19 protein-coding genes and 1 CRISPR repeat array are annotated in these 20,839 nt (G+C 46.4%); of the genes, 15 read left to right on the top strand and 4 right to left on the bottom strand.

Annotation, left to right across the window (positions count from 1 at the left end):
• Positions 1-80 precede the first annotated feature (80 nt).
• The gene (locus GCU48_RS08890) at positions 81-551 is read right to left on the bottom strand and encodes an AbrB/MazE/SpoVT family DNA-binding domain-containing protein (RefSeq protein WP_025716645.1); all 471 of its coding nucleotides are present in this window, start codon (positions 549-551) and stop codon (positions 81-83) included.
• A 232-nt stretch (positions 552-783) separates the two neighbouring features.
• Between GCU48_RS08890 and GCU48_RS08885 the strand changes: the two genes are divergently transcribed.
• Together GCU48_RS08885 and GCU48_RS08880 are read left to right on the top strand one after the other, a co-directional pair.
• Positions 784-1,872, top strand: coding sequence for a fibronectin type III-like domain-contianing protein (locus GCU48_RS08885; protein ID WP_152379756.1), 1,089 nt, complete (start codon positions 784-786; stop codon positions 1,870-1,872).
• A gap of 72 nt (positions 1,873-1,944) precedes the next feature.
• Positions 1,945-2,442: an RrF2 family transcriptional regulator gene (locus tag GCU48_RS08880; protein WP_152379755.1), complete on the top strand. Its 498-nt coding sequence runs from the start codon at positions 1,945-1,947 to the stop codon at positions 2,440-2,442.
• Positions 2,443-2,529: 87 nt separating this feature from the next.
• Here GCU48_RS08880 and GCU48_RS08875 read toward each other — a convergent pair whose 3' ends face one another.
• Positions 2,530-3,621 carry a GGDEF domain-containing protein gene (locus GCU48_RS08875; protein WP_152379754.1) on the bottom strand — a complete coding sequence of 364 codons (1,092 nt, stop codon included), beginning with the start codon at positions 3,619-3,621 and terminating at the stop codon, positions 2,530-2,532.
• A 226-nt stretch (positions 3,622-3,847) separates the two neighbouring features.
• On the opposite strand from GCU48_RS08875, the gene GCU48_RS08870 reads away from it, so the two are divergent.
• The 3 genes from GCU48_RS08870 to GCU48_RS08860 are packed head-to-tail and all read left to right on the top strand — an operon-like array spanning position 3,848 to position 7,840.
• Entirely contained in the window at positions 3,848-5,482 is a 1,635-nt protein-coding gene (locus GCU48_RS08870; RefSeq protein WP_152379753.1) for a spore germination protein, read from the top strand.
• The gene (locus tag GCU48_RS08865; protein ID WP_152379752.1) at positions 5,460-6,701 is read left to right on the top strand and encodes a Ger(x)C family spore germination protein; all 1,242 of its coding nucleotides are present in this window, start codon (positions 5,460-5,462) and stop codon (positions 6,699-6,701) included. The genes GCU48_RS08870 and GCU48_RS08865 overlap by 23 nt, the downstream gene beginning before the upstream one ends.
• Positions 6,702-6,727: 26 nt before the next feature.
• Positions 6,728-7,840 carry a GerAB/ArcD/ProY family transporter gene (locus GCU48_RS08860; protein ID WP_152379751.1) on the top strand — a complete coding sequence of 371 codons (1,113 nt, stop codon included), beginning with the start codon at positions 6,728-6,730 and terminating at the stop codon, positions 7,838-7,840.
• A 148-nt stretch (positions 7,841-7,988) separates the two neighbouring features.
• Here GCU48_RS08860 and GCU48_RS08855 read toward each other — a convergent pair whose 3' ends face one another.
• Positions 7,989-8,288 (bottom strand): YczF family membrane protein, encoded by a 300-nt coding sequence (locus GCU48_RS08855; RefSeq protein WP_025716635.1) that lies wholly within the window; start codon positions 8,286-8,288, stop codon positions 7,989-7,991.
• Between the two features lie 187 nt (positions 8,289-8,475).
• Between GCU48_RS08855 and GCU48_RS08850 the strand changes: the two genes are divergently transcribed.
• The 6 genes from GCU48_RS08850 to GCU48_RS08825 all read left to right on the top strand — a co-directional run bounded on the left by GCU48_RS08850 (position 8,476) and on the right by GCU48_RS08825 (position 13,781).
• Positions 8,476-8,871, top strand: a complete 396-nt coding sequence (locus tag GCU48_RS08850; protein ID WP_152379750.1) for a Fur family transcriptional regulator — start codon at positions 8,476-8,478, stop codon at positions 8,869-8,871.
• Positions 8,847-9,686 carry a response regulator transcription factor gene (locus tag GCU48_RS08845; protein WP_025716633.1) on the top strand — a complete coding sequence of 280 codons (840 nt, stop codon included), beginning with the start codon at positions 8,847-8,849 and terminating at the stop codon, positions 9,684-9,686. The genes GCU48_RS08850 and GCU48_RS08845 overlap by 25 nt, the downstream gene beginning before the upstream one ends.
• A 146-nt stretch (positions 9,687-9,832) precedes the next feature.
• Positions 9,833-10,246, top strand: a complete 414-nt coding sequence (locus GCU48_RS08840; protein WP_152379749.1) for a BlaI/MecI/CopY family transcriptional regulator — start codon at positions 9,833-9,835, stop codon at positions 10,244-10,246.
• A 3-nt stretch (positions 10,247-10,249) separates the two neighbouring features.
• Positions 10,250-11,110 (top strand): M56 family metallopeptidase, encoded by an 861-nt coding sequence (locus tag GCU48_RS08835; protein WP_152379748.1) that lies wholly within the window; start codon positions 10,250-10,252, stop codon positions 11,108-11,110.
• A gap of 122 nt (positions 11,111-11,232) precedes the next feature.
• Positions 11,233-11,640: a DoxX family protein gene (locus GCU48_RS08830; RefSeq protein ID WP_025716630.1), complete on the top strand. Its 408-nt coding sequence runs from the start codon at positions 11,233-11,235 to the stop codon at positions 11,638-11,640.
• 155 nt (positions 11,641-11,795) lie between these two features.
• On the top strand, positions 11,796-13,781 hold the full coding sequence (locus tag GCU48_RS08825; RefSeq protein WP_152379747.1) for a methyl-accepting chemotaxis protein: 1,986 nt from the start codon (positions 11,796-11,798) through the stop codon (positions 13,779-13,781).
• A 92-nt stretch (positions 13,782-13,873) separates the two neighbouring features.
• On the opposite strand, the gene GCU48_RS08820 is transcribed toward GCU48_RS08825, so the two are convergent.
• The gene (locus GCU48_RS08820) at positions 13,874-14,854 is read right to left on the bottom strand and encodes a DMT family transporter (protein ID WP_167518666.1); all 981 of its coding nucleotides are present in this window, start codon (positions 14,852-14,854) and stop codon (positions 13,874-13,876) included.
• Between the two features lie 180 nt (positions 14,855-15,034).
• Between GCU48_RS08820 and GCU48_RS08815 the strand changes: the two genes are divergently transcribed.
• The 4 genes from GCU48_RS08815 (at position 15,035) to GCU48_RS08795 (ending at position 20,618) form a co-directional block, all read left to right on the top strand.
• A complete protein-coding gene (locus GCU48_RS08815; protein WP_025717775.1) occupies positions 15,035-15,892 on the top strand; it encodes a LysR family transcriptional regulator in 858 nt (285 codons plus the stop codon).
• A gap of 70 nt (positions 15,893-15,962) precedes the next feature.
• The gene (locus GCU48_RS08810) at positions 15,963-16,676 is read left to right on the top strand and encodes a pirin family protein (RefSeq protein ID WP_152379745.1); all 714 of its coding nucleotides are present in this window, start codon (positions 15,963-15,965) and stop codon (positions 16,674-16,676) included.
• A 15-nt stretch (positions 16,677-16,691) separates the two neighbouring features.
• On the top strand, positions 16,692-17,027 hold the full coding sequence (locus GCU48_RS08805; protein WP_152379744.1) for a hypothetical protein: 336 nt from the start codon (positions 16,692-16,694) through the stop codon (positions 17,025-17,027).
• 209 nt (positions 17,028-17,236) lie between these two features.
• Positions 17,237-18,760: direct repeats of the CRISPR family, unit length 32 nt; unit sequence GTCGCACTCTATATGAGTGCGTGGATTGAAAT.
• A gap of 460 nt (positions 18,761-19,220) precedes the next feature.
• Complete coding sequence (locus GCU48_RS08795) at positions 19,221-20,618, top strand: helix-turn-helix domain-containing protein (RefSeq protein WP_152379742.1); 1,398 nt, start codon at positions 19,221-19,223, stop codon at positions 20,616-20,618.
• Positions 20,619-20,839: the final 221 nt, after the last annotated feature.

Here is a 20,839-nt window from a genome sequence, read left to right as displayed (position 1 = left end):
GAATACGTGATGAAAATAAATATAAAATTGCGGTCTTATAGCGTAAATATTTATTTTTGGGATATCATTTTTTTGATGATTTAGAGTAGCTTCTTTAACTGAGACACCCGGCCTTGGGAAATATCGAGCATTTCGGCATAAACCTTTTGTGGCAGGTTTGGATGTTCCAGAATCAGCTTGCGGAGCTTTTTTACCATTTCACCCTGCTGCACTCTGGATTGCTTAGCCTGCAAGGTTGTGTTGGTTCTGATCGGTTTGGCATGTTCTTGAGCCTGGATGGCATCGGTGCTGGTGGCATGTACATTTTCCTCTGTCTTTAATACCTGGATGCAGTCTGCGCAAATAAAGCTGTCTCGAAAATAAGTTAAATGATCAACTGTACCGCAAAATTTGCAGGAGACCCCGGTATATTTTCTCAACACAAATCCATCTTCATTTACGAAAAACTCTAGCGAATCACCAATATTGATATCCATCGTGGTGCGCATTTCCTTAGGGAGTACAATTCGCCCCAATTGATCCAGAGGCCGTGTCATTCCAGTATTTTTCATCTTAGCTTCCTCCTTTCATGGTATATCCTGATTATACCAAAAAATATTATTTTTAGCTTTGAATATTGCAGGAAAAAACAACTTTTTTTGTTTTTTCTATGGCCTCTCCTCCTTCTAATAAAGGAGGATTTCGGTATTGTTGCCGGACGTATCCTTTTTCGCTATGATAAATTGAAACGCTTTCAGGATGTACTTTTATTACATTCTGGATAGAAACAAGGAGATGACGGATATGAGTCATGAAACAACGGGTATCGAATACTTATTTCAAGATCAGAGGATTCACCTGGACGAGCGTGTACGGGATCTGGTGTCCCGATTAACCTTGGAGGAAAAGATTGAATCCATGCTGCAATATCAGCCTGCCATTGACCGCTTGGGGGTGGCGGCTTACAAGCACGGTACGGAAGCGGCACACGGAATAGCCTGGCTGGGTGAGGCGACTTCATTTCCTCAGCCCGTGGGATTGGCGTGTACATGGGATACGGAATTAATGCGGCAAATCGGCTCTGTGATTGCAGACGAGGCGCGTGTCTATTACCGTCGTGATCCGATGTTAAATGGCCTGACCCTGTGGGCACCTACGGTGGATATGGAGCGTGACCCAAGGTGGGGACGTAATGAGGAAGCCTATGGCGAGGAGGTCGTGCAGCTATATGTACGACCCGGAGCTTCGCGAGTCAAGCGACCGTTGAAGATATTGTGCGGATTTCATCGCATCCGCTTGGAGCCGGGTGAGACGAGAACAGTTTCTTTTACGATTCGAGTGAAGGATTGGGCGATTTGGGATGTCACGAAGGATCGCTATTGCGTTGAAGCTGGAGAGTACACCTTGCTGGCAGGTGCTTCTTCAGCGGATATCCGGCTGGAGTACCCTGTGAACGTTCGAGGCGAAGTCATTCCGCCACGACAAACCGGACAACGCATTCGCGCTGAGAACTTTGATGATTGTTCCAACATTCTGCTGGATGAAAGCAAGGAGCAAAAGGAGGCCTATGTACGTCCATATTCACCTCAGCGTCCTGGCTGGATTGCCTTTCATGGCGTCGTATTAGATACGACGGACGCGGTCGAGCTTCAATGCCGCGTGTCAGGCAATAGCAGCAACGCAGCAATTGAGCTTCGCTTGGATACGCCGGACAACGCAGCTGTAGCACGTATGAACGTTGGCAATACGGGCGGAGCGCAAGCATGGATCACGCTCTCCGAGGCGCTGGGTCCAGTCTCTGGTTCACGTGATGTGTATCTGTGGTTGAGTGGCGAAGTGCGGCTAAGTCATTTTACCCTGAGTACTTGTGCTACAGGAGGTTCTAGACTGTAGGCTTGAACTTACTTCTGACTTCACGTACAATGCATTCAACGAAGTTTCTACAGCTTAGGGGTGTCATTTCATTTGAATAGTGAAAAAAGACTACGTACAGCAACGCCCAGATGGCTTGGGGTGGCGGTAAAGGCGCTTGTCTATTTGGAAAAGTATGGAGAGCTATGTGCCAGCGGATCTATTGCCCGTTCCATTGACTGTGAAGTCACTTTAGTGCGCAGGGTATTAACGCGACTTGTACAGGCAGAATTAATAGCAGCACGCGAAGGCCGTGAGGGAGGTTATGTGCTTACCCGTTCGGCGGACCAGATTACACTTGCCGATATATATCACGCCATTGAAATAGGTGATCCGATTTTCCCGGGTATGATGCATGAACCAGAGACTAACCCTTTTTGTGAGGAGCTTGCAACCGCCGTATCCGAAATCTTAGCCGAGAGCGAACGGCGTATGCTGGAAGTATGGGAGTCTCATACACTAGCTTCGCTCGCCAAGCGCACAACACTCGTAGTGGGTAGCTGCAGCCATAATGAAGGCAAGGATATCAAGGTATCTTTCCAAAGGGAATAGTACATTTATTCAAAATGATAATAGCCGATACAGCTCTCTCCATAAGAGAATTGTATCGGCTATTTCTGTAGAAGCGTATGCTCCAAACTATATTTCATACGAGCAAACCCGGTTACGCCCTGCATTTTTAGCTTCATATAATGCTTTATCCGCCTGCTCCAACAGCGCCGCCCCGGATATATCTCCCCCGGTACCAGGATAAGTCGTTACGCCGATGGACACGGTGGCTTTGAGGGTTAGCCCGTCCGCCAGCTTAAACTCGTACTGATTTACGCCGCTAAGGATCTGATTAGCTATGCGTAGCGCTTGCCGAAAAGCACAATTCGGCAAAAGCACGGTGAATTCTTCTCCCCCACTACGGGTGACTACATCATTAGAACGGCATTTGTCTATCAAAATCTGTCCAAGCTGACGCAGCACGGCATCCCCCGCGGCATGCCCATAGGTATCGTTTACTTCCTTAAAGTGATCAATATCCAATACCAGAACAGATAAGTGCTCGTGACGCTGACGAGCCTGGGGAAGCTGCTCTTCTAATGAAGATTCAAGCTGTCTTCTGTTGCTTAAATTGGTGAGATGATCTGTATACGAGATATGCTCTAGAAGAAATAACAGCTCATTGGAGGTATTGATGGACTCAGCAATGAGATATAGTAGAAATCCGCCTGCCATGGAAATAACAAAATGGAGCGGATAAACATGCAGAACATCATCAAGATTATTCAAATTAATCGTGAGAGAACAGAAAATAATACCCAAAGCGAAAATATTCATGACAATCAGCTTCGTTAAACGTGACCAGGACAGATGTGACAATAAAGCACAACCAAGGCCTACAAGCATCATAAAAAAGGCCCCTACGATGGCTTGAGTGGTGACACCAAACAGCAATAATCTCCCTAAACATACAAATAGGGTGGCGATAAGTGTTGCTGGGCCGCCAATGTAAGCTGCGGTAGCTACGATGGCCAGATGGCGAAGATCGGCAATCGTATTAAAACCCACTGGGATCGAGTAGTACATCAAGACAATGCCATAACACCCAAAAAGAGCCCCTCCGATCCAATGTACCTTACGCTTTAAGGTATGTAGGCGGATTTTATATCTTTGTGATATAAGGCCGGTTATGTACAAAAAGGTGACAAGGATACAGGTATTTACAAAAAACGTACTGAACAAGATGCTAACCCTCCCGAGAGGCATATTCCTTCATTTTATCAAAAAAACTGATATAAGGCTTGAAAATAAGAATTTATTTGAAATTTATTACGTGGGTGTGACTTATAGCGTTTCGCCCTTAGGTTTAGTGTATAACTGGGAATAGATTGAGCATACTCCAAACATACAAGAATTAGGAAAAAGAAGTGGTGTCCGTGGACTGCCACTCTGGAGATGAGGTTTGCTCATGATTCGCTATCCCTATCGCAAATATAATAAAAAGTCGGGTGCGGACAAGAAAAATGGGAATTCTCCGCGTTTTTTAAGGATTGAAGCTCATTTGGAAACCAACTTGCAGCAAATTAAGGAATTGACGTCGGACAGCCCGGATTTTCTGATTCGCCGCTTTAGTCTGGGATTGAAAGCAGACGTTCCTGCCGCAATTGTATTTTTGGATAGTATGGCCAAGACAGACACCGTGAATGAACTCGTCATGAAATCATTGCTTAGCCGACCATCCGCCGAGGTGGCGGCCGAGGCCGAAAGTGCTGAAGAGCTTTACAGCCGGATTCAGGGCCATGCGCTGGAACTGGGTGAGGTGAAGGAATGCGATGATTGGAATTCCATGATGGGACAACTCCTGATGGGCGATACGATTGTTTTACTGGAAGGTTGTGAAAAAGCCCTCGCCTGCGGCACACACGGAGGAGAGGCACGGGCGGTCAGCGAGCCAACTACACAGACCGTTGTCAGAGGACCGAAAGAGGGATTTGTAGAATCCATGTCCACAAATATTTCCCTGGTTCGGCGACGGATTAAAAGCGCTGATCTTACACTGGAGATGTTCAAAGTGGGAAGTACTTCCCTCACGAATGTAGCCATGCTGTATATGAAGAATATTGCAGACCCGAGCGTTGTGGATGAGGTTCGTCAACGGATACAAAACATCAATATTGATGCGGTATTCAATTCCGGGACGGTTGAGGAGATGATACAGGAAAATCCTTCCACACCATTCCCAACGATCTTTAACTCAGAAAGACCCGATACGATCAGCAGTAATATTATGGAGGGCCGAGTGGCGCTTATCATAGACGGAACTCCGTTTGTACTCGTGATGCCTACCGTATTTGCCCAATTCTTTCAGAGTGCTTCGGATTATTCAGAGCGTTACGATATGGGGACTGTCATTCGGCTTATTCGGTATATCAGCTTCATTATTCTCATCCTGGGGCCTTCTCTCTACATTGCCTTAACAACATATCATTATGAAATGATACCCACCCCACTGCTGATCAGCATACTGGCCCAGCGGGAATCCGTTCCTTTTCCGGCATTTATGGAGGCGCTCATTTTGGAAATCACGTTTGAGATTTTACGTGAGGCGGGGATTCGAATGCCGCGTGCGGGTGGTCAGACGATATCCGTGATTGGTGCGCTTGTATTGGGACAGGCGGCCGTGCAGGCCGGGATTGTCACCCCGCTGCTCACGATAGTAGTAGCAATTACAGGGATTTCCAGCTACGCGATTCCGGCTTATAACATGGCGGTGGCCGGGAGACTGTTCAGGTTTGTTTTTATGATATTGTCGGCGTTTATGGGGCTGTATGGCATTACATTGGGGTTGATTGCGCTGATCGCACACATGAACAGCCTGCGCTCTTTTGGGACCCCCTACATGGCCCCTTTCAGTCCCTTCGTGCTGCAGAGTCAAAAGGATGCCGTATTGCGTCTCCCATTCTGGATGATGAGGAAACGTCCTATAAACATTACATCTACGAACCAGAAACGAATGAAGGATGGAAGCGGGAATTCCTCTTCCGATAAAACCACACCGATGCAGGAGGGGGGCAATCAGGGTGTATCAGGGGAAGGGGAATGAACAAAGCACAGTAACCTGTAAGGGGAGAATAGGGATACTGTGCTTGGTCCTGCTATTGTTGATTCCATTTTTATCAGGCTGCTGGGATTCCGTGGAGCTGAACCAGAGAGCAGTAGTAGCGGCTATAGGTATTGATGAGGATGGGGAGTCGGGCTATGTGGTTTCCCTGCAGGTCATCGTGGCAGATGAAATAGCCGGAGCTAAAGCGAGAGGAACCACCCCTGTCGTCTTGTACCAGGAAAAGGGCAAGAATCTGTTTCAAGCGATCCGTAGAGCTTCACAAAGGGTTTCGCGGATCATTTCTCTGGCGCATATCAGACTGGTCGTTATTGGAGAAAAGCTGGCACGGGCTGGAATCGGCGATACGATGGATTTTCTGGAAAGGTCTACAGAAACCCGGCTGTCGGTGAAAATGATGGTGGCACGCGGTAATACCGGGAAGGATGTGCTGGCAATCATGACCCCGATCGGCCGAATTCCCGCCAATGATATTTCAGGAAAGCTGGAAACATCGGAGCGTTTGTATGCCGGGGATTACGCGGTGACTATCGACGATGTCATTCGCGGCATGATCAATAAGGGTGGCGGTCCTGTGCTGACGGGTATACAGGTTGATGGGGATTTGGAGCAGGCCCCAAACAAGAACAATGTGGACAATATTTTACCGAAAGCCATTGTTCATATTAACGGAATGGGGGTGTTCCAAAAGGACAGACTTGTCCGCTGGTTGGACGATGACCAGGCGGTTGGATTATCAATGATCAACAACAAGGTGAAAGGTGCTGAAACAACGTTAAGCTGCGGTAAGGATAAGGATACTATTGGCATCGAAACCTTGTTCTCTGCAACCAATATACATACTCGGATGGAGCAAGGGGAGCCTGTTTTTGTGATTAACTTAAAACAGACCGGAGCGGTACAGGAAACCGAGTGTCCGATTAACCTTAAAAGTCCGGAGGCGATGAAAAGGTTGCAGGAGCAATGGACAGAGGAGACGAAAAAAGTGATCTCTTCAACAGTGAGGGAGGTTCAGCGTACCCGCAGCGATGTAATAGGCTTCGGCCTTGCGCTAGAGAGAAGCTATCCCAAACAATGGAAAAGACTCTCTTCCGAATGGAGCCGTCACTTTGCAGAAAGCACCGTCCGTATTCAAGTGACTTCCGTACTGAAACACACGCAGTCGCGGACTGATCCATATTCCAAGGGAGAATCAGACTAGTGAAAATAGAACAAGGAGGGAAGGCCATGAAAAAAAAGATACGGATAGGTGCAAAAGAGATGATCTCTCTTATGGTGCTGTTTGAGATGGGCACATCCATGATGTCTATTCCCGGAAGGAATGCAGGGAAGGATGCATGGATCGCCATCCTTATTTCCACGGTTTTGGGGGCAATCCTTTTTGTATGCTATGGCAGCCTTCACCGACGCTTTCCCGACTTGCTCATGACACAGTACTGCAGAACCCTTTTGGGCAAGAAAGCGGGGAGTGCCCTTGCTTTTTTATATATCATATTTTTTCTTTACGGCGGAGCACGGGATCTGCGGGATACGGGGATCCTGATTGCCGACCGGACACTTCAGCATACGCCGTTGACAGTCATCTGTGCCTTAATGATTGGACTTGTGATGTATGTGATGCATCTGGGAATCGAGGTTGCAGGTCGGACGGGCATCATCATGTTGATTTTGCTGCTGCTGCTGGGCCTGGCTACGAATATATTGATTTTGTTGGCAGGGATTGTGGATGTAGGCAATATATTGCCCATAGCTGAGCATGGCTGGCAGCCGATATGGCAAGTTGTCTATTCACAAGCCGTGATGCTCCCGTACGGCGAGATGGTTACGTTTGCGATGATCCTTCCTACATTGAAAAGGGGGTACCGTGCCAATGGGATAGGACTCTCCGCTATATTGATAGGGGGGCTGCTCCTGTCTGTTGTTACATTGTCGAATGTGCTTGCGCTGGGAGAGAACGTGTTCAAACGGGCGACTTACCCGCTGCTCTCTATGATCAGCAAGGTAGAAATATCCGATTTTATCGACAGGATCGATGTTATTGGAGTTATGAGCGTTATTATCTTTGATTTCTTTAAAATTTTCATCTTCTATTATGCGGCAGTTAAGGCTGCGGAGGATGTATTAAGAATGTCTTACCATAAACTGATCCTGCCTTTTGGGCTGATCATGCTGGTTTCTTGCGTATTGATGGCTCTGAACTATCAATATCATCTTGCAACAGGCGAGTTCATGCTGAAATGGCTGTTTCCGATATTTGCCGTGTTTTTTCCTTCCTTGCTGCTTAGCGTTTCATGGCTGAAAAAGACCCGGAATAAAAAAGGAAAAGAGGATGCCTCGTGAGTCAGCGCCTGCCGACAAAACATACATCAGTACTGGGTAAATGCCCATTCCGATGTTCCATTGTCTTCTGGGAAATGCGGTCATTTATTAATATGGAACAGCAATAGGGGTGCTGCACATCCTGTTTTTATGTGCAGCGCCCAGATCATTATACTGATTTTTGACGGCTCTCCTGCGGAGAAGCAGAGCTGGGAGTGGAAATTCTCAGAAAACGTGACCATTGCGAGAAAAGGAAGCGAAGTGCGTTTCCTATTGGCTTTTTGCCCACGGTTACAAAGAGCACCAGGAGCATTCCTGCCAGAACGACATATTCCGATGGTCGCATGGTACGAAAAGCCAAAGAAATAGGCTCCCAGGGATGATGATGAACACCGGAAAGCCAGTTTACCCCCATACTGGTTCCGAGCATTAGCAGCATAAAAAGCATGAATATCCAAAGTATTTTCATCAAGCATCCCTCCGGTGCATATAAGCTGAAATGTATACCTTGTATACATTGTGTTGCAAAGTGGCTTAATTTATCCGATCCCATTGACTTGAAATAAATTAAGATTTATACTTATTCTAAATTAAATTGTTATTGTAATTACTATTTAATAATAAATATAATCTGCATTAGCTAAGGGAGATGCGGTATGAGAACCTTAAATTTAACTTCCCAGCGCCAAGCGGTGTATGATGTGGTTCGTGAGGCCCACGATCATCCTACTGCGGCCGATGTTATGAATCGGTTAATGGAGCGCGGGTATAATCTGGCCTATGGAACGGTATATAATTCGCTGCGTTATTTAACCGATAAGGAATTAATCCGCGAGCTGAAGCTGGGGGAAGCTGCGAGTCGTTATGATGGACGGATGGATGATCATCAGCATATTATTTGTCAGGTATGTGGACGGGTAGATGAAGTGATGAGCGAGGTCCCACACGATTGGATCGAGACGGTTGCGCATGAAACGGGATATAACATTGCCCATGCCCATGTCGTATTCGGAGGAGTGTGTAAGGAATGCCAAAGCAAGCGAATCAAGTAACGAATCGTTTCAAAGCAGATGAGATGCCCACACGGGTGAATGGTAGCTGGACAACGATGTTATCTGATCCCTCTGCTCCTGCGTTTCAGACGGTTCCTTCCAATGAGCCGTTGTATTGCCCGACCACACGTCGCCTCGTTCTGATCAGCTCGGTTCCGGGTGTAGTTCATGGTTTAGTACGTACGTTGTCAGACGCGTGCTTTGATGTGATGGTTTTCCATCGTTGGGAGCCAGAAGTGCAGCGCCATTTGGGAAGCGATCTGCTGATTTACGATTTGACTGCTACTGATACACGTAGTGAGTTGCTGGATTTCCGCAATCGTCTTGCAGCAGAGCATATGAAAGGGATTCCCGTCATGTACGTGGTTCAGGATCGGTTAGCAGTACGAGCGCATGAACTGCTCCCTTCCGAAGAGGTTCTGGTATGGCCGCTGGTTTCCAATCACATGGTGCACGATATCGAACGGATGATTGTACGTCATCCGGCAGCTTCCCGCCAGGCCGAGCAGACCAGCCGTCGTACCGTGTTCAAGGATATTTGGATTGACCGTGACAAAATGCTAGTATATAAAGAAGAAAAACAATTGAGTTTGACCAAAACAGAATATGATTTGCTGTTGAAGCTGATTGATGCTCAAGGCAAAGTGATCTCTCGTGAGCAAATGATGCACGATATCTGGGAGACGGATTTTGTGGGCGGCAGCAACGTTGTGGACGTACATGTCAAAAGCCTGCGCAAGAAGCTGGACGACCGACCTGCTGAGCCTGAATATATAGCGACTGTAAGAGGTGTAGGCTACAGATTGGCCGATTGAACTAAAGGTCATCTAAGCTGATGGACTTCCGCCGAATGGAGACATTCGGCGGAGATATATGAATTCCTTGAAGAAGCCGACACTAGATGTGACGGTTGACTTTATCAGGATACATACACTACAATCGGTAGTGTGAGGTGCTTCTTATGAAACGAATGAATTTTAAAGCTGGCGAAACTGGACTCAACCGTTTTTTCGGACCTCTGGAAGCCAAAATCATGGATATTTTATGGTCCACTTCGGATCGGAGTATCAAAGAAGTGCAGACCGCGTTGGAGGGGGATCGTGACTTTAACTTCAATACGGTAATGACTGTTATGAATCGTTTGGTGGAAAAGGGAATACTTAGTAAGAGTATCCGTGGAAGAACGTCTTTATATCGCCCGGTTCTCAGCAGGGAAGAGTTCATGGACGAACAGTCCAAGGAGCTGAGCCACGAATTGGTGGATGAATTTGGTCCACTTGCCGTCAATCACATGATTGATGCTCTGGAGGTGGCCGATCCTGTGCTGATCGAACGTCTGGAACAAAAAATTAAACAATGGAAAAAGGAAATGTAGACGATGTGGAAAACACGTTCTAAATTACTGTTTACAGCAGGCGCCTTGATATCGGGTTTCGCCCTTATACAGATGGGGATGTACGCCGGGCAGCACATTTTCGGCTGGGAATTGAATTTTAACGTGTTTCAAATTTGCAGAAGTCTGTTGCAAAATTACGGAATCGGCTACATGGTAGATGCGCTTAGCGGGCTCGTCTTCCTTACCTTCGGCATCGCCGGGGGCGAAGCGATCCGACAGTGTATGGCCACGCGGGCGGCTTTCCGCAGACTGCATCGAATGCGTGACCTGTCGCTGACGGAGGCACTGGGTGAACGTTATCGTGAAATTGGAGCTGGCCGGATTTGGGTCATTGATTATGCCAAGCCTGCTGCCTTCACCATGGGATTGTGGAAGCCGCGCATTGTGTTATCCTCCGCATTGCTGTCTGTACTAGACAAACACGAGGAGGAGGCTGTCGTATACCATGAAGCGTATCATATGAAACATTATGATCCTTTGAAGACATGGCTGCTGCAAATGTGCGCCACATTGCTGTTCTATCTGCCGGTGCTACGTCATATTACCAACCATTATAAGATAGCCCGTGAAATTTTGGCTGACAACGAAGCGATTCATCGAACAGGTTCGCCGATGGGAATTGGGAGCGCATTGCTCAAGCTTCTAAGTATGAAACCTGCTAATACCCGTCTGGTAAACTCCGTCGCTTGTTCCTCTTTTGCTGAAACATCCATTAATTATCGTATTTCACGTATTCTAGATCCTCAGCAAGAGCCGATCATTCAAATGCCTTGGCGTTCGATTATGTTTTCCAGCTATGTACTAGTGATGCTGACGCTTATGTTTGCACTAGCGTTAATGTAGTTTGGTAAAATATATTCTAAGGGGTGGCGCTTTATGCGCTGCCAATTATTGTTGTACATTGCACTACGATTTGTAGTGTTGTTGGTCACTAATCTGTATATAACTTAAAAGGAGATGAGCATATGAATCAAACACTTACGAATATTGGATTGCTGTTGGTACGAATCTTTACAGGGGTTATTTTTATTGTCCACGGTTCACAAAAATTTCAGGGACTGGACGGAACCTCCGGCTTCTTCCAAAGTATCGGACTTCCTGGTTGGCTGGCTCCTGTGGTCGCTACGGTTGAGCTGGTTGGCGGCATTGCACTGGTCCTGGGTATCGGAACACGACTTGCCGGAGCAGCATTGACCATCGTTATGATCGGTGTCTTGCTGACTGCTAAAAAAGGACAGCCTTTTGGGTCGATAGAATTTGATCTGCTGATTCTGTTCACTAGTCTTCAGCAAGCACTTGTTGGTGGACGCTTTCTGGCGGTGGATCAGTTGTTTGGCCGTAAAAAGTCTGAAAGCAGTAACGTGCAGGTCTAAATGTTCATATAACTGCGTCCCTAGTCTCAGGGCGCGGTTTTTTATTTTGCCCATTTATGAAAAATAGCTGTAAATCATTTGCTGTATTTGACCGATATAACTTCCATCGAGTGTAATTTCAAAAACATAGCTTTTCAAGTAAAGGGGAAAAACACATGGAAGAAACGCGAAAGAGAAAAACCATTTGGACACTCAGGAACAAGCTGATTTTAGGTTTTCTGCTTGTCTTGTTGTTACCAAGCTTAAGTATATCCATCGCGACCTATAGATCATCATATAATGCTATGGAGAAACAACTTCACAGTAGTGCAAATCAGGGGGTAGCCACGGCCAACTCCATTATTGAATATGCAATCGCCAGTAAAATCAAAGATGTGAAGTATTTGGCGGACCGGCTTGACGGAGCTATGATTGACGGTCGAAACAGCCCGTTGATTCAGCCCAAGCTGATCCAGTACAAAGGTTTGCACGAAGATGCGAACGATATTTTTGTCGGTACACCAGAGGGCTTGATGATCCGGGGGGTACCCAAAGAGAACGAAGGTACATATGATCCCCGCAAGCGGGACTGGTACATCGAAGCCATGAAGCAGCCCGGCAAGGTGGCTATCACCCCTGTCCTAATCAATTCTTCGGGTATTCCTGTTGTCGTGGTATCTCAAACGCTCTCCGATCAGTCCGGGGTTATCGGAATTTCTCTGAATCTGGAAAGTGTACGTAAGCTGGCTTCCATCAAAGTGGGGCAGGAGGGGTATATCATTATTTTGGATCATACGAAAAAATTTGTGGTCCACCCTACGGCCAAACCGGGTTCATCTCTTGATGCAAGCTTTATTAATGATATGTATGCTGCGCCGAGCGGGCAGTATACATATGTGTATGAAGGTCAAGAGAAGTACCTGAACTATGTAACGAATAAGGATACTGGCTGGAAAATTGCAGGCACCTTCTATCAATCCGAGATTAGCGATGCCACTGCTGCCATGCGTTACGTAACCATTTTCGTGCTGGCAGCCTCGTTGGTGATTGCACTTATTGCGATTTTCCTGATTACTCGTTCCGTTCTGATACCGATCCGCAATCTGCAAAAATCGGCAGAGCAGATTAGTGAGGGAGATTTGACAGGCGATTTGGAAACGGGAAAAACTGATGAGGTTGGTCAGTTGTCTTCCCACTTCCAAACGATGGTAGATAGCTTGCGCACGATGATTCGAAGCGTACACGAAACTACAGATCGGGTAAGCACTTCGGCAGAGGAGTTGGCTGCGGGCGCAGATCAGACGACCAAAGCTATTGAGCATGTAACCATAGCTATTCAGGAAGTATCAGTGGGCAGCGAACGTCAGCTTCAAAGCGTCAAACATGGCTCTGTAAGTATGGAGGAGCTTGCTCAGCAGGCAGCGAGTGTATCTGAGCGTATGGTGGGCGTATCTGAACAGGTGAAAAGAAACGCCGAGTCTGCACAATCAGGCAGCAAGGCAGCTACCCGAGCTGTACAAAAGATGCATGATATTGACGAGACTGTTAACGATCTCGGACATGCGATGGATTCCCTGAATGAACGTTCCGGCGAAATTGGAAATATCATCAGTGTGATATCCGGTATTGCCAAGCAAACGAATCTGCTGGCGCTGAATGCATCCATTGAGGCGGCACGCGCTGGTGATCATGGAAAAGGTTTTGCTGTGGTTGCTACGGAGGTACGCAAGCTGGCCGAGGAATCTGCGAAATCCGCGACCTTGATTTCAGAACGTATTGAGGCGATGCAGATGGATATGGACCACGCCTTGACGGCTATGCAGCAAGCGCGGTCACGGGTTACGGAAGGCATTGATTCAGTAAGCACATCCGAGCAATCCTTTGCGGAAATCAGCCAGGCTGTGGAACGAGCGATGGGGCATATAGATGACATTACCGGAGTGACACAGGGAATGGCCCACGGTGCTGCAGGTGTCGTGAGTATTATGAGTGATATTTCCCATATTTCAAACGAGGCAGCGGGCAATACCGAGTCGATCTCGGCCGCAGCTGAACAGCAGCTTGCTTCTATCGAGGAAATTGCTTCTTCCTCAGCGGATTTGAGCCAAATGGCTGAGGAACTGCGCGAGCTGGTTGGACGCTTCCAGATCGGAGAAAAATAATAAATGAAAAAGCGCATGGATACAGGGGGTTACCTCCTTGTCCATGCGCTTTTATGCTTTTTGCCACAGTATATGGCTCATATAGATAGATATTATCTTTGGAATGACTTGGGCCGATCCAGACGGACACGGATACGGCGTGGACTGCTGGTGGTGCGTAGAGAACCTCTCTGAACCATATTGTTCAGTACCAGTGCGAAGATGACCAGCAATGTCCCGTACAGCTCGAATTGGCTGATCGTATAGCCTTGAAAATACATGAGTACCAGCGTAGTAATCGGTACAAAGTTAATAAATAAAATCCCGTTCAATGGTGACAGCATTCGAATTCCGGCGTTCCAGCTCAGCAAGGCTGCAAGTCCTGGAAGCAGAATCATAAAGCTCATTTCGTACTTGACTGACCATACATCCTGCCAACCCGGCACTGTAATCCAATGGAAGGCAGAGGAAACAGTAACCACGACGAAGGAAACAAGGGTTCCGAGCAGGCAGGTTAAGGTCGAATAGCGAAGAGTGGACCAGCCTGCAAAGTGGCTGCCTCCCATGGAATACACGACCCATCCGACGACCCCTGTAAAAATGAGCAGCAGCGGTAGTAGATGCTGTCCGGCAAGCGTGAAGAAGGTCCATTTTCCGTTCGTGATCACAAGTACTGCCCCAGCCAGCGCGATCACCATACTGACCAGCGTATATTTCGGAGGCATTTTACGGGTCATGACCCATATCATCGCAATCGAGATCATCGGCATCAGAACTTCCATAATAGAAGCCACAATGGTACCTGCTGCTCCCATCCAGTGTTGTCCCTGGAAAACGGCCATATTATAAATGGTAAATCCCATCGTACCGAAGAACAGCAATGTCTTGCCCTTGCCCTCAAAGCGAAAAGCAGCCCGTCCCTCTTTGAGCCACAACAGCACGATCAGGATGAGCGTAACCGAAAAATAACGTAAAAATGAAAAGTACAGCGGATTGACTTGTTGCAAGGCAATGTGCGAAACCGGAAACATGGCCCCCCAGGACATACTGGCGATCAGACACAATAAAGATCCGGTCATGATTTGTCTATTCATGGTGAAAAAAAGCTCCTCCTTGCCGGCCTCAGCGGACATATCTTATGGACACATCATAAAGGATGGGAAGCTAATGGTAAAATGATTGAAAATAAACATTATGATCATTTAAAATGATCATAAGTGACAAGGCGCGTCAATTTTGACGGCCTTGCCCTTCATATTTAAGGGGGAGCAGTAGTGGATTTGAACGATTTGAATATTTTCCAGACCGTAGCCGCTCATGGCAGTGTCAGCAAGGCGGCAGCCGAGCTTAGCTATGTTCAGTCCAATGTGACGGCCAGAATCAAGCTGCTGGAAAAGGAGCTGCAAACGCCTTTATTTTATAGACATAAGCGGGGCATGATCCTCAATGCAGAGGGAAAGCGTCTGCTACAATATACGAAAAGCATTTTGTCGCAATTTGAAGAGATGAAGCATGCGTTTCAGAGCACCTCTGCACCTTCGGGAGTGCTGGAGATTGGCATTGTGGAGACGGTGGTTGCATTACCTTCGATTTTGCATGCTTACTACAGCCACTACCCCGATGTTGAGCTGTCACTAAAGGCCGGGGTTACTGAACATCTGGTGCAGGAGGTTGCAGAAATGAGGCTGGATGGAGCCTTTGTGACCGGACCGGTGAAGCATCCCCTCATTGAACAGTTTGATGTCTTTCAGGAAAAGCTGGTCCTCGTTTCCCAGGGAGATGACTTTTCCATAGAGGATATTACAACCCGCCCGCTTCTTTTATATAAAAAAGGGTGCGGGTACCGGGAGCGCCTGGAAACCTGGCTCAAGATGGAGGGGATTATCCCCAAGCAGATTATGGAGTTTGGAACGTTTGAGACGATTGTCGGCAGCGTGGCGGCGGGCATCGGTATGACCGTTTTCCCCGAGTCTTCGATCAGCGGGCTGAAGGCCCAGGGACATGTGCATTGTCATGCGCTGCCAGAGCCGTACAATGAAGTGACAACGGTGTTTATCCGTCGTAAGGAAGCTTATGTTACCAGTACTTTGCAGTCCTTTATCAATGAAATTATCGCGCAAATACAGGCGTAGCTTTATCGCTGGTGCTCGGGTACAATGAGAAGGATTTAATCTCATTTCTACTTCCTGAAGGAGGGCTATTATGTTCACAATATATCCGGCTGCTTCCCGATTCAGCTTCGATAAGGGCTGGCTGCGGGGAAGTCACAGCTTTTCATTCGCGGAGTATCAGGATGAGAACAATACAGCGTTTGGTCCTATGCGTGTCTGTAATGACGATGTCATTGCACCGGGAAGAGGCTTTGGGGCGCATCCGCACAGTGACATGGAGATTGTCTCCATCGTGCTGCATGGAGAGCTGCGTCATGAGGACAATCGTGGACATGTGGCGGTGACCCGTTTTGGAGGCATTCAGCGAATGTCAGCGGGTCGCGGCATCATCCATACGGAGCACAATGCTTCGCAAACGGAGGATGTCAGTTTGCTGCAATTGTGGTTTAGCCCGCACACGAGAGGGCTGGAGCCATCCTATGAGGCTACAGCGTTCAACCCTGAGCGATTGCACGGCCAGCTTTTGCCCGTCGTTGCCGGAAAGAATGCTCAAGGCACGGAGGGTGAAATCGCTGCCATCCATCAGGATTTGACGATTTATTTGAGCAAGCTTCAGCCTGGAGAGCGTGTAGAATTCACACAAGCTGAGGGACGGCGTGTGTTCTTGTTCATCATCGAAGGCTCACTGCGTGTGAACGGTGAACATATTCTGCGAGGGCGTGATTCGGCCCGGATTGAGCAGGAACCCAAGCTGTCACTGGAGGCACAGGAGCCTGTATTTTATATGCTGATTGATTTACCTTAAAAGGAGGTGCGCGCAATGGCGCAGCAGGAAACTTGGCTGATCAAGCATGCCGTCACGGGTCGTAGCTTTGCTGACAGCCGCAAGCAGGCTTTCGATTGTCGCTTGGATACGACGGATGGCCTCTTTCGCTTCACACTTCAAGAGCTGCCGCGTGAGACGGCAGAGACGATTGTACGATATCGCGAAGAGCTGAACGTATTTCGTTTTGTAACGCCGGAGGAACAATCCATTGTGAAGCATTGGTACTACGTTACCCCGGAAAGCGTAAAATATAATGATCAGACAGGTGAGCTTACGCTCGAAGCTGGTTCTGAGATTGAATACCATCCCGAGGAGTATTGGGGAGATTAATCCTTTTTTTATAGGGCTGTCCCGGTAAGGTGCGAATGTGAAGCTCACATAAAAACTCCGGGTCCTTCGCACCTCGAAATTTGTCGAAAAAGGATTGAGAGGGGTGTTGGCGATAAAATTCAATGCTTAATCCATCCCTTTTCGGCATCGTTTATTACGAGAATGCGTGAAATTGATACCATTAGGGTATGGTTTACCCCATTTTCGCTGTCGCACTCTATATGAGTGCGTGGATTGAAATATTCTGATTGTCGTCTACTCTTTCGTGATGAATCGGTCGCACTCTATATGAGTGCGTGGATTGAAATTCCTGGGGGGTGTGGCCTACGCTGCGGGAACAGGTAAGTCGCACTCTATATGAGTGCGTGGATTGAAATTTGATGAAAAGGAAACGGCTAAAGCCATTGCAAAGTCGCACTCTATATGAGTGCGTGGATTGAAATGCTCCTTTGATACCAAAGACCGTATAGCGTTTGGAGTCGCACTCTATATGAGTGCGTGGATTGAAATTTACTGTCTACTGCTTTAGTCGCTTATATTTTCGTAGGTCGCACTCTATATGAGTGCGTGGATTGAAATCCATTTTTGGTTTTAATTAGGACATTCAAGAGGTGTCGCACTCTATATGAGTGCGTGGATTGAAATTGGCTGAGCGTAGATCAACCGTTTCAGGTCTATGCGTCGCACTCTATATGAGTGCGTGGATTGAAATCTGCTGGCCAACCTCCGCCCAATACGGCATCAAGGTCGCACTCTATATGAGTGCGTGGATTGAAATTTCAAGAACTGGTTAGGAGTGAAGTTAACAGGACCGTCGCACTCTATATGAGTGCGTGGATTGAAATCTCCAGATCGGCCAGAAGGCGATACAGGGCTTCATGTCGCACTCTATATGAGTGCGTGGATTGAAATCACTTCGTCATCTGGATACAGGTCTTCATCTTCCAGGTCGCACTCTATATGAGTGCGTGGATTGAAATTTACCAGGAACCCTGGAAGAGAAAGAGGCAAAGTTGGTCGCACTCTATATGAGTGCGTGGATTGAAATGATTGCAAATGCCCACGCTGCGGCTTTGTGTTTGACCGTCGCACTCTATATGAGTGCGTGGATTGAAATATTTCACGCAGACGAACCTCTTTTACCGATACCTCCCGTCGCACTCTATATGAGTGCGTGGATTGAAATTTCCAAGGCGCTACAGTTGATAACTCGGGCTTTAGTCGCACTCTATATGAGTGTGTGGATTGAAATTGCCCACTCTTGAGATGTTTTTCTCTTGGACTCTAACGTCGCACTCTATATGAGTGCGTGGATTGAAATGAGTGGGTAGCGGGCGAAATGATGACCGAAATAGGTAACAGTCGCACTCTATATGAGTGCGTGGATTGAAATTCGAACATGAACACACGGGGCACCTCCCCGTCGACCGTCGCACTCTATATGAGTGCGTGGATTGAAATATCTGGAATCTCAACTTCGATTTCACGTTCATATTTGTCGCACTCTATATGAGTGCGTGGATTGAAATATGACTCATCATCTGCCAATGGGTCATATTTTAGACGTCGCACTCTATATGAGTGCGTGGATTGAAATCGCAATCCAACTACGCCGGGCACTGTTCCGGGATTCTTGTCGCACTCTATATGAGTGCGTGGATTGAAATAAACAATCCAGTCGCCCTAACTCAACACACCGGTGTCGCACTCTGTATGAGTGCGTGGATTTGCTACAGGAGGTGTTATTTTGGATTTATTTCTAGTTGTACTTAATATTTTAGTTATCCTTATTTCTATTGCTGGTGGGGTGCTTTTAATCGGTTTATTGTACAGGGGACATACGCTGCTAGGTTTACTTATTGCTGAGAAAAAGAACAAGAAAACAATACTGAGAAAAAAATATAGAAAACAACAATCTCCGTCGATATTTAAGGTTAGTGGAGATTGTTTTACGTTTCATTATTTGTGGCATAGTAAGAGTTCTTCATCGGTGATACCCTGCTGGCAAAGCCGGTGGGGTGTTTTTTTGTTTATATTACTCCTATAGACTATCCTTCAAGCCTTCATGTAAACTATGCCAAAAATTTGTCATGGGGATTAGTTGAATAATATATTGACATATGGTTAATTTTGGAGAAGAATAAGGTATGTTTTTTAAAATTATGGAATTTTTATGTGAAGGGTGGTTATGACTTGAAGCATACACCTATGATTACTACGGAGTTTGAAGCTTATCTAAAACAAAATAACATGACGTTGGCTCAATTTGCGGAATATTCAGGTGTTCACCAAAGAACGCTCAGTAATTGGGTTACTCAGCGTCGTTCTGTTTCCGTGCAGCAGCTTGATCGAATCACTAAGGCTATGGGTTTACCGGAAGGCTACTTTTACGATTTATACATAGAAAACTACATCATTGACCTTCCTCCTAACATGAGACGAATTGAGCCATTGTTATATCGTTGTGCGGAGCTGGACAGGCTGGATACGATCCGTCGAATAGTTGGGCATATCATGGACAATCTGCTGTATTCGCCCCGACTATTTGAAATTGCAGAAACATTATTTGCACAGGGACGACATGCTGCCGCACTGCCACTCTATGAGAATGTGGCCGATGTGGAAAAATACCAGCATTCGGAACGCTTGGCAACCTGCCAGTACCGTCTATTCACAATTCAAATTGGAGAAGATCAAAGCCGAAATCTAAGGGTAGCTTCGGTATTTGAAGTTTTTGTTGAGCGCCTAGATGAAATAGACCAGCTTGATGCACTGAAGGATTTAGCGAATGTGTATCGTTCTATGCGTAAATGGGACAGGCTGGATGAAACAGCGAGAAAAATGAAAGAAAAAGCGAAAGCTCAATACACCTTGAGACATCAGCAGAAAAGTCGAGAGCGTGGTGAGGCTGCTAAGAAACTGAGTCGTCCTATGTTTGTGTATATTACCTATGCCGATTTGTTGTGTGCAAGTGTCTGTGAAGCCCAAGGCGATTATCAGCAAGCTTTACAATATACATACGCCTACGCTAATTTAGATTGGGTCAAAGAGACGGACGAGGATACCCTACACTGGATCGGTTTGTTTCAACATTGGGCAGAAGGTAATACTTACGTATATAAGCTTTTGTCTGGAAATACAAGTGTGCTTACGGATTATGTTGAATTTATTGCTGCATCAACCAATAAATCCGATAAAGAAATGGTTACTAAGCTGTTGAACGTAATGCTTGCTGCTAACCGATATCAGATTGATGTAGATAACATACTTCGGCGTTTTGAAACGGAGATTAATTTTATTACCCAACAGCAACCATCTGCTGATATGTATACTCATCAAGTAGTACCAGAACAATCTACGCGTTTTAAATATGAATTAGCTAAATATTACTTAAATAGAGGTAGATACTCAATTGGATTTAAATATTTGTTAGACGTTTTATCTAAATCATTAGCTATTAATAAAGAAGCTTTTTTTATTAGGTGTATAAGATTATTTGAGCAATTTAAAGAATTTGCAGACGTTCAAGCTCATTCAAATTACGAAACTTTAGTTAGTAAAGGAAAAAAATATAAATTATTTTATTATTGATTGTCGTAACTATGTCTACTTAAACAATTTATGATATGGTTGATGGGTTATGCTCATCTTGGATAGTTTAAGGAAATTGAGAATCAGCAGATTGCTTCTGGAGAGATCCAAGAGCAATCTTTTTGTCATATAAGCTGAGCTAAAAAATGAAACACAAAAGCGAAGTAGGCGGAATGGTGCTGTACAAGCGGGGCGGTGGCGATGGGAAGCACCATCCGACT

The sequence above is a fragment of the Paenibacillus brasilensis genome (genome assembly GCF_009363115.1).
Classification (GTDB): Bacteria; Bacillota; Bacilli; order Paenibacillales; family Paenibacillaceae; genus Paenibacillus; species Paenibacillus brasilensis.
This window is presented reverse-complemented; position numbering and strand designations above follow the sequence as displayed.